Origin of the sequence: Chitinophaga pendula (assembly GCF_020386615.1) — a bacterium.
Classification (GTDB): Bacteria; Bacteroidota; Bacteroidia; order Chitinophagales; family Chitinophagaceae; genus Chitinophaga; species Chitinophaga pendula.
Map to the genome: position 1 here is coordinate 5336244 of NZ_CP077769.1, position 14427 is coordinate 5350670.

At 52.4% G+C, this 14427-nt stretch carries 6 protein-coding genes; all 6 read right to left on the reverse strand.

Features of this window, described 5'->3' with window-relative positions:
* Positions 1–14: 14 nt before the first annotated feature.
* Genes KTO58_RS19635 through KTO58_RS19660 form a run of 6 tightly spaced genes read right to left on the reverse strand, consistent with a single transcriptional unit; the run spans position 15 to position 13819 of the window.
* Positions 15–4436 carry a glycosyl hydrolase family 95 catalytic domain-containing protein gene (locus KTO58_RS19635; RefSeq protein WP_095837745.1) on the reverse strand — a complete coding sequence of 1474 codons (4422 nt, stop codon included), beginning with the start codon at positions 4434–4436 and terminating at the stop codon, positions 15–17.
* A 13-nt stretch (positions 4437–4449) separates the two neighbouring features.
* Complete coding sequence (locus tag KTO58_RS19640) at positions 4450–6981, reverse strand: glycoside hydrolase family 2 protein (protein WP_225859838.1); 2532 nt, start codon at positions 6979–6981, stop codon at positions 4450–4452.
* Positions 6951–8537: a pectate lyase family protein gene (locus KTO58_RS19645; RefSeq protein ID WP_157752844.1), complete on the reverse strand. Its 1587-nt coding sequence runs from the start codon at positions 8535–8537 to the stop codon at positions 6951–6953. The genes KTO58_RS19640 and KTO58_RS19645 overlap by 31 nt, the downstream gene beginning before the upstream one ends.
* A gap of 8 nt (positions 8538–8545) precedes the next feature.
* On the reverse strand, positions 8546–9229 hold the full coding sequence (locus tag KTO58_RS19650) for a fasciclin domain-containing protein (RefSeq protein WP_095837743.1): 684 nt from the start codon (positions 9227–9229) through the stop codon (positions 8546–8548).
* 11 nt (positions 9230–9240) lie between these two features.
* Positions 9241–10686 carry a RagB/SusD family nutrient uptake outer membrane protein gene (locus KTO58_RS19655; RefSeq protein ID WP_095837742.1) on the reverse strand — a complete coding sequence of 482 codons (1446 nt, stop codon included), beginning with the start codon at positions 10684–10686 and terminating at the stop codon, positions 9241–9243.
* 10 nt (positions 10687–10696) lie between these two features.
* Positions 10697–13819, reverse strand: coding sequence for a SusC/RagA family TonB-linked outer membrane protein (locus KTO58_RS19660; RefSeq protein ID WP_157752843.1), 3123 nt, complete (start codon positions 13817–13819; stop codon positions 10697–10699).
* Positions 13820–14427: the final 608 nt, after the last annotated feature.

Consider the following 14427-nt stretch of genomic DNA (forward strand, 5'->3'; position numbering starts at 1 on the left):
ACAGGGTTTTATACTTACTCTTCGACGGGTGTTAAGGTGAGTTCGAACAGTTTCATCAGTTCTGCCCCATTGATCTGGTCGGGCTGGATGATGATCTGGTGGGTGCCTGCGGGCAATTGTATTTCTCCCAGGGGGCTGGTGAGGATACGTTCACCTTTTACGGTGAGGTTGGCGGTGACGCTTGTCAACTGGCTTTTACCCGCTTTGATGCGGTAGCTATTCTGACCCGTCTGTGCGTCGGCAGCGTATTTAATGCCTACTCTGAAACGGGCCGGCGTATTCACTCTCACCATCCAGCTAAGTTGTTGTTCGGGTTTATTCCAGCCATATACATAGTATTTAGCGGATTTGCCATCGCCATATTGCAAGCCTTTGCCCTGCAGGTCGGCATCGAATGCCCGCAGTACGTTGGTCAGCGTTTTGGTATCCAGCACGCGAACGGTATCGGTACTTATGTCCTGCATGTCGAGTACTATGACGCTATTGCTGCTATCGGGCGCCTGTGCGGGCAGTATGATGGCGATATCTTTGTCGTTGATGCGATTTAGCCGGAGCGGGCGTTTGTTCTTGTCTGCCAGGAGCCAGGCTTTTTTGACTTCACTTTTCAATCCACCGACGTATAGGGGTGTCTGTTGTGGCCAGTTGAATACCTGCAGGTAGAGGCGATTGCCTTTGCGGGTACTTTCTCCCCAGGGCTGTATGGGCAGTGGTGTGGCGGAGGTACCATAGATGCTTTCTCCATTTGTTTTCATCCAAGTACCTATACCATGTAATATAACGGTGTCGCGGGGGTCGATGATACCATTTCCCATGGGGCCGATGTTCATCAGCAAGTTGCCTCCTCTGGCGGCGGCTTTGGCTATCAGGTGAATAAAAAATGTTACGGGCTTATGGCTGCTATCGTAGCGGGAGTAGCCATAGGATTCGTTGGTGGTGGGGATGGCTTCCCAGTCGCCGGTGACCGGATAAAATTCTGCCGGCCGGTCGGCAGTATTCTTATAATCTCCGAAGGAGATGTTGGCACTGCGTGCGAGCCGGCCGTTGATGACTACTTTGTTATCGATCTCACGGATGGCTTGCAGGATGCGGATATTTTCGCTCAGAGGCAGTTTATGGGGTGTATCGAACCAAAGGATATCCGGGTGGTATTTACGGATCAGTTCTTTGATCTGTGGGATGGCTTTTTCGTTGACATATTTAACGGCTTTGGGCAGGCGTTCGGGATGCGCGTCATACCAGCGTGCGCCGCCATGCAGGCCTTTGTCGCCTCCGGGATTATCATAATTCCAATCGTTGCCCGGGGCATCGGGGTGTTCCCAATCGAAGGCATGGGAATAGTAGCAGCCGAATTTGATACCATATCGTTTACAGGCAGCGGCCAGTTCCTGTATGGGATCGCGTTTGAAGGCGGAGGCGCTGATATCGAGGTCGCTGACAGCGGACGGATACATGGCGACGCCATCGTGGTGTTTGGCGGTGATGATGAGATAGCGCATACCAGCATCTCTGATGGTACGTACCCAGGTATCGGCGTTGAAGCCGGTTGGGTTAAAGGGTGTCAGCAGTTCCTGTTTGTAAGTAGCGACGGGGATGGTGGCTTTGCGCATGAGGTGTTCGGCGTAGCCACCTACTTCTTTTCCTTTCCAGGCGCCTCCCGGTACGGAGTAGACGCCCCAATGTATGAAGCAGCCGAGGCGGGCTTGTTGCCACCAGGCGATGCGGGCATCGTGCGTTTTCATGGAGGCGGTCCACCAGCTACTGAGGGCGTTGTCGATGGCGGCCTGGTCTCTTTCGGCTGCCTGCTGGGACAGGATGCCTTCATCGTCTCCTTTGGCGCTGTTGTGCTGGGCGGAAGCCATCAGTGTGTCAGTGACCAAGGCGGCTTCCAGGCGGATCACGGTATTGGTATTAGTTGCTATATCGTAGTCAAATGTTTTCTTCAGGGTAAGCGTTGGTAGTTTGCTACGATCTTTTATTTCAAATTTCACCGGCAGTGTGGTCTGGTAGTATTTATTCGGATTTTCTCCGCCCGCAGGTTTGAGGGCGGCGCCGGCAGCCTTAACGGGGATGCGGGTACGAATGCGGCAGTTACCACCCAATGTGGACCGGATGGTAGCCTTGGTAAGCTGTCCGTTTTTCCAGGAGAGGTCTACTTCGAATCCGCCTCTGGCTTTGAGGCCGGTGACGTTACCTTCGGGCCATATGGAAGGGAGGGCGGGTAGCAGGTATAATACACCATCATGGCTTTGTATCAGCATCTCGGTGATCCCTGAGGTGACACCGAAGTTGCCATCTATCTGGAATGGCGGATGTGCGTCGAAGAGGTTGGGATATGATCCGCCGCTGTTGTCGCTGGTGCTGACGGTGGTATCGCTGGCGAGGAACAGTTGTTTGTTGAGCATGGTGTGGGCGTGGTCGCCATCTTCGAGGCGTGCCCACCAGTTTATCTTCCAGGCTTTGGACCACCCGGTGCCGCCATCGCCTCTCATGAGGAGGCTGCGTTTGGCGGCGGCGGACATATCGGGATTATTCCTGGGGGATATAAAATATCCCGGGAACAATCCGTATAGGTGAGAGAGGTGACGGTGATGATCTTCGGGATCGTCCCAGTCTTTGTACCATTCCTGTAGCTGGCCATGTTGGCCGGCGTGGAAGGGATACAGGTATTCGAGATCGGCGAGTAGTGTATCTCGGAATGTTTTATCCTGTTGCAGTAGTTGTGCTGCCTGCAAGGTATTGTTATACAGATCGGTGATGATAGACAGGTCCATGGTGCTGGCGATGCTGACGGAGCCTTCGCGTTTGCCATTGACGAGGAAGTTATTTTCCGGCGAGGTGGACGGGCTGGTAACGAGGTATCCATTTTTATCTTTTATGAGCCAGTCGTGTATGAACCTGGCGGCATCGCGCATGAGCGGGTATGCGGTGGTGCGCAGGAAGGTATTATCGCCGGTGAAGAGGTAATGTTCCCAGAGGTGTCGGGTGAACCAGGCGCCGCCCATTGGCCATATTGCCCAGCGGGGGTTGCCTTTGGGATCGTTCCAATCGACGCCACCGGCGGGATATGTCATGGCCCAGATGTCGGCGTTGTGGTGGGCGGTCCAGCCGCGGGCGCCATAGTTGACGGCGGCGGTGCGGGTACCTTTTTTAGCCAGGTGTCCGATGAAGTCGAACAAAGGGGAGGCGCAGTCCGACAGGTTGGCTGTTTCTGCCGGCCAGTAGTTCATCTGGGTGTTGATGTTGATGGTATAGTTGGAGCCCCATGGCGGCTGCATGGAGTTGTTCCACAATCCTTGCAAGGTGGCGGCGGGGCCACCTTTGCGGGAGGCAGCTATAAGGAGGTAGCGGCCGTACTGATAGAGTAAGGTCGTAAGCTGTGGATCTTTTCTTCCACCTGCGGCCGTATATTCTTTCAGGCGTATGTCGGTAGGTTTGGGCGCATCGGCATCCTGTCCCAGATCGAGGGCGACTTTCTGAAACAGTTTCGTGTAGTCTTGCAGGTGTCTTTGCAGTAAGGTATTATAGTCTTTGCCGGCGGCGGCCCGGAGGTGTTGCTGGGCGGCTACGGCGGGATCTTTTCCCGCTTTGGCCGCTGATTTTTCCGGTCCGTTGTAGCTGGTACCTATGGAGAGGAGGAATACTACTTCGGAAGCCTGCTGTACTTTGATGCCTGCGGTATCGGTGGTGAGTGTACCATCTTTGGTGCGGGCTTCGAGGTGTACTTCATAGTTGATGCCCTCACCATTTTTGCTGTCGGCGTATACGATCTGTTTAGGTTCGTAGTCTCTGTTGGCCACATATTCGGGGCATTTGCCCTGTAGTACGATCTGTTTGTTATTGACAGGCCTGGTGGTATGAGGCATTGGGTTGTCGAAGCGGGTACGGAGGTTGAGCGCCCCTTTTTTGTCTGTGCTGATGCGCATGACGAGTAGCTGGTCGGGATAGCTGATGAAGGTTTCTCTTTTGTAATTGACGCCATCTACTTTGAATTGTACGGTGGAGACGGCGTTATTGAGGTCCAGCTGCCGGTGGTAGCCGGTAGCTGAACCAGGTATATCGTTATCGATCAATAAGCTGCCCAGGGTGAGATACCGGGCGCTGTAGGGGCCCATCATCTTACGCGCCAGTTTATCTGCCTCCATGTATTTCTCCTCGGCTAACAGCTGGCGGATGAGAGGCAGGGACGATTTGGCAACGGGGTTGTTACCATCGCGTGGGCCACCTGACCAGAGGTAGGCTTCGTTGAGCTGCAGTTGTTCACGTTTGACGGAGCCATATACCATGGCGCCTATACGACCATTACCCAGGGGGAGGGCTTCTACCCACTGCGCTGCCGGTTGCCGGTACCACAGGCGCAGTAATGAATCTGGCGGTGTCAGGGCTTGTGCAGCAAAGGTACCCATTACCCAAGCTGCTGTCAGTATTGATCGTTTCATTTGTTCACTTTTTTTATAGTTCTACGAAGCCAGCGGTAAGGCCCTCTCCTACTGCGCTTACGACGTTACGGCTGTTTGTTTTTACGCGGATCTGTGCCTGTCCGTTGGCCAATTGTACTTTACGGGAGCCGGCAGCGGTGCCGAGGTCATCCAGCAGGTAGCCATCGCCTGCGATAGAGAAGGTGATATAATTTTTAGCATCGAGGCACAGCACGTTATTTTTATCTACTGCTTTTACATTGATGAGGGTGATATCTGTTGCTTCCTGATGTTTTTCTACTATGAGGGTAGTTGGTTTTTGCCAGGTGGCGGTTTGATAGTTGAACTGTATTTGATCTTGTACGGTTGTTTTTCCTTTGCGTGCGACCACTTTCACCTCATATTTTCCTTCCTGCAAGGGTATTTCCCAACGGAGACCTGCAGCCGGGAAGTCCTGGCTGTTGCGTTTTTTGGTGCCCATGCTGTTGCCATTGACGAAGAGTTCTGCTTCGGGGCAGTTGGAGTATACGAGTATCTTTTTTGTTTCGCCAGCTTTGCCCCACCGTACGGGCCAGGTGTGGCCGTAGATGTGTGCCATTGGTTGTTCGGCCCAGTAGGACTGGAATACATAAAAGCTTTCTTTGGGCAGGAGGTCTCTACCTACGACACCTTTCTGGTTGACATAAGGCACGGGATTATCGGGGCGCAGTGGTGTGGAGAAGTCTTTGAATATCCAGTAGGCGCTACCGGTGAGGGTAGGCATTGTTTCCTGTTCTTTGAGGTGCCAGTCGATGAGGTTGCAGGCATATGTTTCTGACCAGTCGCCATCGCGGGAGGCTCTGGCGTTGCCGCCGGTGCGGGCGAAGTCGCCGGTTCTTTCGTCGGCGCCTTTACCGGTGGCGATGTTGCCCAGGAAGCGTTCAGGCTCTTCTGCATGGCGGCCCTGGTGGCTATCGGCGCCCCATTCGGCATGGAAGAAGTGCGGTACATCTGCGATGGCTTTGAGTGTTTCGGTCTTGTATTCGGTGTATATGCCGCGGTACCATCCGGCCCATATTGACGGGGAGTAGACGTCGACGATGTCTTTGCAGAAGTCGCAGCGGCGGATGGTGGTTTTGCGGGTATTATCCAGCTGGTGCGCCAGTTGGTTGAGTGCGGACATGTAGTCACGGATCTTTTGTTTGTCGAATTCGGGGAAGTCGCCGGGCCAGTCGTTTTCGTTACCGAGGCCCCAGAGTATAACGGCCGGGTGGTTGTAGTGCTGCCGGATCATGTTGGTGAGCATGCGGCGGCCTTGTTCCTGGTAGACGGGGCCACCCAGTCCACCGCGGCACCAAGGTATTTCTTCCCATACGAGGATGCCGAGGCTATCGCAGAGGTTGAGTACGATGCGTGATTGCTGGTAGTGTCCGAGGCGGATGAAATTGGCGCCCATGGATTTTATCAGCAGCATTTCTTTTCGGATCATGTCTTCTGTCATGGCGGCGGCAACACCGGCATGGTCTTCATGGCGATGGGTCCCTTTGAGGAGGAGTCGCTGGCCATTGAGCAGGAAGGGTCCATGGTTGGCAAATTCGAAATGCCGGAAGCCGAAGTGTCCGGCCCATTCAGCGTTGCCGGCCGGGCTTTTCAATACTGCCTTGAGGGTATATAGCTGTGGTTGTGTTGGGGACCAAAGGGACGGCTTTTTCAGTTCGAAGCTATTGAGTGATATTGTTGTTGTACTGGTGGTGAGTGCCTGGCTCCATTGTTTCACGGCTTTACCGGAGGGATCGACGATTTGGATATCTACGGTTCCTTCTTTGAGCGGTTCGTTATTTGACAATGAGAGGGAGAGGTCTACTTTACCTGTTTTGCCAGCGGCATCTGTCTGTGGTGTGATCTGTATGTTGTTGATGGCTATGGCTGGTGTGTATACGAGGTTGAGGTAGCGATATATTCCGCCATAGACATTAAAATCTGACATGCTGGAAGGTATCATTTCGACGTCGCGGGTATTATCGCAGCGGATGGATACCGGTATTTTTCCTTTGAAGTTCTTTGCTGCCGGTGATGCCAGGAACTGTTGTACGGCGTCGGTGATATCGGCGTTCCATTCGTCGTATCCGCCGGTGTGTTGCGTTACGCGGGTAGTGTATACGTATACGGTCGTTTTTTGTCCGGCACCTTCAAAGTGCAGCAAGGTGCGGCCTTTGTCGTAAGGGTTGCGGATATTGAGTTGGGTGCGGTACCATCCGGGGCCCTGGTAGAAATTGACATCGGGATCTACGGCATCTTTGGCGTTGAAGCAATGCGGCAGGGTGACCTTTTCCCAGAGGGGGACTGATTCGGGGCTACCTTCTGCGGCAGGGCGGACGGTTTCCCAGGGGGAACCGAGGTCCTGACGCAGGAATTCCCAGGACTGTGATATCCGTTGGGATTGCTGTGCCTGAGTGGCGATGCTCCAACCTGTCAGCAGGATCATCCATGCGATGCAGGTTTTTTGTTTTAGTTGTCTCATGATCATATGCGCCATTTCTTGTTGTCTGAATATATCTACAGCTTTAGTGTACTTTCTCCTTTCCATTGTTCGAGCTGTTTCCATATGTTGTCCCTGCGTTGTGTTGGTGGGATGACATTATTAACGGCGGCGGTGCCTAGTCGGTCCTGCAGTTGTTGTATATAGAGGCTGCGTGGTGTGACTGTTTTGTCTTTGTTTTCCCAGTAGCCATCGCCATTGAATTTTTTGGCGCTGTTGCCGATGCCCCAGTTGCGGGCACCTTTGGGGCTATCTACCATGAGATCTTCTTTATAGGAGCAGCAGTTCCAGAAGAGTGTCTGTGCGCCTGACCAGCCATGGCCGGTGCCGCTGGCTTTGCGATTGCGTACGCGTATTTGTCCACCATATACATTATCGAACAGCAGGCCGGTGGCCCAGCGATGGTGAGGGCCGATATCGGCATGTGTATCGGTGGCGTAGCAGTCCAGGAATACGTTAGGTCCTGGTACGCGGGAGGAAGTTACGAAATCGTGGCGGCCACCCTGAGTGTAGCAGCGCGTGAAGAGGTTGAAAGCGGCGCCCTGTCCGATGTTGAAGGAGTATTTACGGCCGCCGGTGGTGATGGACACGGGGGCGGTCATGGCACATTCTTCTACGGTGTTGTATACTGATTCGCCTTCGATGGATACGCAGGCATATCCGAAGTAGCGGGCGGTGACTTGTTTTACCCAGCAGTTCGTGGCTCTTTGCAGCATGACACCTTTCCAGGCGTGGTCTTCGGCGGTATCGCTGCTGTAGGTGGATTCCAGGCGGATCTGTTCTACGCCGCACTGTTGTATGCGGCCTACGGCGGTGGCTTTATATACCTGTCCGCTACCGTAACGAGCCTGTAGTACATCCACCATGGGTACGTTGATGGTGAGGGTATTTCCTTTTATGGCGGTGATACGGCGTTCGAAGCGTACGTGATAGTCGGCTGCCTTCCAGCCATACTGGGCCATCTGTAGGTCATCTATCCAGGTTTGGTTGGGGGTACGTTCTACTACTATATCGTCTCCGACGGAGAAGGCGGCGGCGTTGGCGACTTCTATCTGTACGGCGCCTACCGGTATATAAGGTGCGGTGATATTGACCACTGCGTTTTTATCGAACTGGTATCCCTTTCCCTCTCCGGTGATGATGATGAGTGTATGTTGTGCCTGTTGGGTGGCTTTAAGGACGGTACCATTGAGGGCTTGTCCCTCTCCTCTCAGTACGACACCATCTTTACGGATATATAGCGGGCCACTTACTTCATAGGATCCTTTGCGTAGCAGTATGGCTCCCCTTTGGCCGGCGGCATTGGGTGTCAATGCGGATACGGCGTCGATGGCGGCCTGTATCTTTTCGCGGTTGTCGCCGGGGGAGGGCTGTAGTGTTTGTTTTACGGCGACGACGGGCAAGCGGACGCCTCCGCCTTTATAACCAGCGAAAGAGAAGTCGGGTATGCGATTGACGGCATTGGATTCTCCTTCGTTGGCGTAGGTGTTGTATAGCAGTTTGCCATTATTACCTGCTTGTGCCAGTGGCTGTTGTGCTGTTGCGACGGCGGAGCACAGCAGGAGGTACAAAGCGGAGAGCGTCGTGTATTTACGAGTCATCATATTATTTATTATTTAACGCCATATTCCACTACTCTGTCAACGACATGGATGGGCCCATTGGTGCTCAGGATATTGGAGGTACGTACTTCTGTAACGCGGGCGGTGCCGGGGAAGTCGTTGATCCTGAATTTAGAGTTACGGTCGTTGACGGCGCGGAAGTAGATCAGGCTTTTAGGATTCAGCGGATCGGCTCCTTCGGGCAGTAAGGTCTTTGTTTCGACGTTATTGCCCTGAACGTTGTTGAAGCTATATTCTCCCTGCGCTATCAAATATAACAGGAAGTTCTTTACCTGTTGTTTGGGATAGTCTTCCCATTTGGTGGCGGGTTTATTGTTGACAGGGTATCTACCGAAGTAACAATCTGTTGTTGGTTTGTTGTTGCTAATGCGGAGTATGGCATCGTTGTGTAAAAACAGGAATGTCCTGCCTGTTTTTGCGTATTCGTTGGTATCGAGTTCTGCGTATTTGATGGCCTGCCACATGAGGTTGAAGATAGAGTCATTTTTCACTGGTCCGGTAGCACGTTCGCGCAGGTATTGCAAGGCAGGTTTGTAGATATGCGGATCGAGGGTGGAGGTATCGTGTTTGTCGTTCTTTTGTAGGTCGAGTCCGAAGATGGAGCATCCGGCGAAGATCATGGTGATGATGCATACGCCGGCGAGTTGGTATATATGTTTAGTGTTTGTGTTCATGGTCCTGGTTTTTACTCTGAGTAAGGTTTGTTTTGTACCAGTAAGGTGTTGTTGGTAAGTGCGCTTCTGGAGATGGGGAATAGCACTTTACGGATATCGCCGAATCCGACAGCTTCCATGCCTTGTTGTGACTGGCGGTAGCGGAGGATGGGGTCCATTACTTCTACTACGCGGTCGGTGCGGCGGAGGTCGAACCAGCGTTTACCTTCTGCGAAGAGTTCGAGCTGGCGTTCGTCGAGTATTACTTTTTCCACCTCTTTAGGGGAGTTGTAATCGGCGGCGTTGAGTTGTTTAGCGCGGGCTCTTCTTCTTACCTGGTTGACGAGGGCGATGGCGCCCCCTTTATCTCCTGTCATGTTAAGTGCTTCGGCGCGCATGAGCAGTACATCTGCGAAGCGATACATGGGCAGTTTAGCTTCGTTCTCGTTATTGTTAGGATAGAGGACGTTACCATTGGGACCGTAGGCGTAGAATTTAGCGATCTGTGTAACGCGTTCGCCTCTTTCGGGAACGAGGGTATCGTAGGTGTATCCTCTGCGGATGTCGTTGGTATCTGCTTCGAAGCGGAGGAATACGGTGCTGTCGATGTGATAGTTGGAGGTGTTGCTACCGCTGCCGATCTTGGAGATGCCATTGCCACCATCTTTGAGGGCGTTCCATTGCAAGCTCCAGATGTTTTCTTTGGGATAGGAAGCGGGTTCGACGAACATCTTTTTCCAGTTTTCGGTTGCTTCCAGTGCATATCGGTTGAGTGCCATCAGTTTGGTACTGTTTTCGAGTACTTTGGCGTAGTCTTTTTTCCAGAGGTATGCGTCGGTGAGCATGGCCAGGATGGCGCCGGAGTTGACGTACCATACGGGGCTGGTGATGCGTTTGTCGGACAGTTCGTATGCTTTGTTAAGATCGGGCAGGATGACATTATTCATTACATCATCGGCGGTGGACTGAGCGATGCGCGGGTCCTGGTTGATATCTTCATAGGGGATTGTTCTGACAGGTACGTTGCCCCAGAGGCGTACGGCATAGAAGTACATGAGGCCTCTGATGGCGTATGCCTGTGCCAGGTAGTTATCCCGTTCGGTGGCTGGCAGCAATTCTATTGTCGGCAGGTATTTGATGGCCAGGTTGCAATAGGAGACGGTGCGATAGAGGGATGTCCAGTCGGCTACGCCCATTGTGGGATTGAGTCCATTGAGGGTGATATTGATTTGGTTTTCGCCGGTACCGCCCCAGGTGAAGTTGTCGGAGCGGGCATCTCCCCAGTCGGTGTAGTTGCCGCTGAGGGTTTTCTGTACGCCATCGTAGATGGCGGCGACGCCTAATTTTGCATCATCGGGATTGCGCCAGAACTTCTCTGCCGGGAGGTCTGTGCGGGAGGGTTCGTCGAGGAACTTTTTACAAGCTACTGAGGAACATATGATGAGGAGTAGTAAGCTACCGTATATTTTACTTTTCATAACGCTTCATTTAGAAATTTACATTGATACCGAAACCCACTTCTTTTTTGCGCGGATAGCGACCTTCGTCTACGCCCATACGTAATGGGGAGTTGAAGGCTATTTCCGGATCATAGCCGCGATAGTTGGACCAGTTGAGCAGGTTATTGCCATATACATAGACATTTACTGCCGGGAGGTTCCATCTTCTTCTCAGTTCGGGTGTGAGGGAGTATCCTACTTTTAGGTTACGGAGGCGGATAAAGGATGCATCTTCGAGGTAGAGGCTGGACAGTTCGCGGGCGTTGTTAACGGCGGCTTTGTCTGGGCGTTGATAGACGGCATTGTCGCCCTCTTTTACCCAGCTGTTGTAGATGAAGTCGGGTTCTGGTGTTACGTTGTTGATAGCGGCAGCGTTTAGCTGTTGGCGTTGGCGGTTGTAGATCGTACCGCCCCAGCTGATGTATACATTGAACGACAAGGAGAAGTTTTTGTAGTTGAAAGAGTTGAATACGCCACCGGTCCATTTGGGTTGGGCGTTTCCTAATACGACGCGGTCGGCATCATCGATCACGCCATCTTTTACGGTGTTTTGCCAGATGACATCGCCGCCGGTGAATACGTCGCCATTGGAGGACAATGTTCTTACGTTACCGGTGTATTTAGCGCCGTTGAGGGTGTAGGCGCCGGTAGGTTTACCATCGGCACCGATCACGGGAGAGAGTCGTTGCCAGAGGCCATCATCGGTGTAGGCGTTGGAGGCTTTGTAGGAGTATATGCCCTCGTATTTATAGCCATAGAAATCGCCCAGGCGGCCCCCCTCCCTGATTCTCCAGATCACTTCGGAGCCACCGCTACGTGCTACCAGCATGGTACTGGCGCCCAGCAGTTTTTTCACGGTGTTGTTATTGATGGAGAAGTTGAAGCCGAGGTTCCAGTCGAAGTCTTTGTTTTTGATCGGATATCCGCTTACGGCGATCTCGATCCCTCTATTCTGGATGCTGCCGAAGTTGGCGTAACGTTCGGTGTATCCGGATTCGTTAGGCAGGAGGGCGCGGTAGAGCAGGTCGTTGGTGATCTTATTATAATAGTCTGCGGTGACGCTGAGGCGGCCATCGTAGAAGAGGAGGTCGAGGCCGAGGTTGAATTGTTTGAGGCTTTCCCATCCGACGGTGTTGTTGCCGAAGAGGGATGCCGGTACTACGCCGGATATGTCGTTGTAGTAGTTGCTACCGAATACGTAGCGTTGGCGGCTGGCGTTGTTATCGATCTGGTCGTTGCCGGTGATACCGTAGCTGACGCGTACTTTGGCATCGTAGAGGACTTTTCGGGACCAGGCCATGAAGGATTCGTCGGACAGGCGCCATCCGGCGGATATGGACGGGAAGTAGCCCCATTTGTTGGCGGTACCGAACCTGGAGGAGCCATCTGCTCTTACGTTGAAGTTGAGCAAGTATTTGCTTTTGAAGTTATAGCTTAATCTACCGAATACGGAAGCGGAGCTGTTCCTGGAGGCGTCGGTGTTGGTATTACGCAAGTTGAGTTCCTGGGCGGCGTTGAGGGTGTTGATCTCTTCGCTTACGTAGTATTGTCCTTCTATATTGGCTCCTCTCCTGCTGTCTCTGTCGGCACTGAATCCGAGTAGTGCGCCCAGGGTATGTTTTTTATTCAGTGTTTTTTCGTAGTTGAGATACGTCTGTATTTGCCAGTAGGTGCGGAAAGCGTTGTCTTCGCCTCCGGTGCTGACATCGTTGTTGTTGCTCAGCAGTTTTGGGGAGAATTCGAGGTGGTGTGCATAGTTAGCTACGAGGTTGACATCGGTGGTGAAAACGAGGCCATCGATGACTTTGTAGGCGATTCGATTGAAGAAGCTGGCGTTGTATACTTTATAGAAGTTCTTACGGAGCAAGGCTTCTGCGATTGGGTTTTTGCGGCCGCCGAGGTTACCGGCGAGGCTGCCATCGGGCAGGTATACGCGGAAGTTGGGCGGGCGTTGTAAGGCCTGGTTGAGGGTGTTTCCTTCGCTGATGCGGTTTTCATCGGAGTAGGAGAACTGTACCCGATTGCTGTATGTGAGGCGTTTGGACGCTTTATAATCGAGGTTGAAGCGAGCGCGGAGGATATCGGCGAAGCTGTTGATGATGATCCCCTGGTCTTTGAGATATCCGACGCTGGCGTAGTAGTTCATGTTTTCGGATCCGCCGCCGAGGCTGAGGTCGACTTGCCGGCGGATGGCGGTACGGGTGAGCAGATCCTGGTAGTCGTTATCGGCGTTGGTGGACGGGTTGAGGGAGTCGGTGGGGGCTCCTGCCGGGTCTGTGCTGCCTTTCATTTTGGCCTCGTAGAGGCGGCGTTCGCGGGCGTTTGCCTGTGGCAGTTTGCGGGCGAGGGAGCTGAAGCTCTGGAGGTAGTTGAGATTGATGCGAGGTTTACCTGCCTTTCCTTTTTTGGTGGTGATGATGATCACCCCGTTGGCGGAGCGAGCACCGTATATGGCGGCGGAGGCAGCATCACGGAGTACTTCGATGGATTCGATATCCTGCGGGTTGATACCATCTATGTTAACACCTTGTACGCCATCGACTACATATAGGGGGTCGGCACCTCCTTCGAGGGTACCGATACCGCGGATGCGTACGGAGTTGCCAGCGCCAGGCCGGCCTGATTCCTGGGCGATCTGCATGCCGGGGATCTGGCCCTGGAGGGCGTCGTATACATCGATAGCCTGGCGTTGCTGGATTTGTTGTGCGTTGACGGAGGAGATGGCCCCTGTGACATCCCGTTTTTTCTGGGAGCCATATCCTACCTGTACGACTACTTCCTGAAGCTGACGTTGGTCTTCCAGCATTTCTACATTGAGGGTGTTGTCGGTGGCTGTGATCTTGTGTTCCTGCGGCAGGAGGCCTACGGCAGAGAAGACGAGTGTTGCGTTGTTGGCGACATTCTTCAGGGCGTATTTACCATTTTGATCTGTGGTGGCTCCCTGGTTGGTTCCTTTCACCCGTACGGTTACTCCCGGATAGGGTTCGTTGCGAGGTGACAGTGTGACGATGCCGGATACGGTCTTTTGTTGGCCGTATGCGAATGTTATTCCCCCACTGACGAGTAGCAATGTAAGGGATAACCTCTTAAGGTGTAGAAGAAAATTAACCATAAGATATAAGGTTGATAACGTGAAAAAGTAAAAGTGCTCCGGAGTTGGGAGTGGTGGCATAAAGGCGTTTCTCCCTATCTCCATGATACAGGTGTTTTGGCTGATAAAAGATCCTGTTATTGGTTCTTACGTGGTTTGATTAGTTCGCTGTCTATGTTTTAGTGTATCAGTTTTTTTGGTTAGCGAATGAGTGTTCCTGCCTGTAAAATGCAAACGGTTGCATAAAATACGCAACTTTCGGCGATTATTGTTCTGTCCCCCCTTAAGTCTTAATTGAAAAGTTAGTATTGGCCGAATAGTGTGCTAAAATAGGCAATCGATTGCATAATATTACATCAATTTTCTCATATACGCATATAATTTGAGCAGAAGGGGATTTGGCGATAAAAAAGTGTGGGCGGAGAACTATAGGAGAGGTGGACGAAAGATATAGGAATGATACAGGAGAACTATAGGAAAGGTGGACGAGAGATATAGGAATGATACAGGAGAACTATAGGAAAGGTGGACGAGAGATATAGAAATGATACAGGAGAACTATAGGAAAGGTGGACGAGAGATATAGGAATGATACAGGAGAACTATAGGAAAGGTGGACGAGAGATATA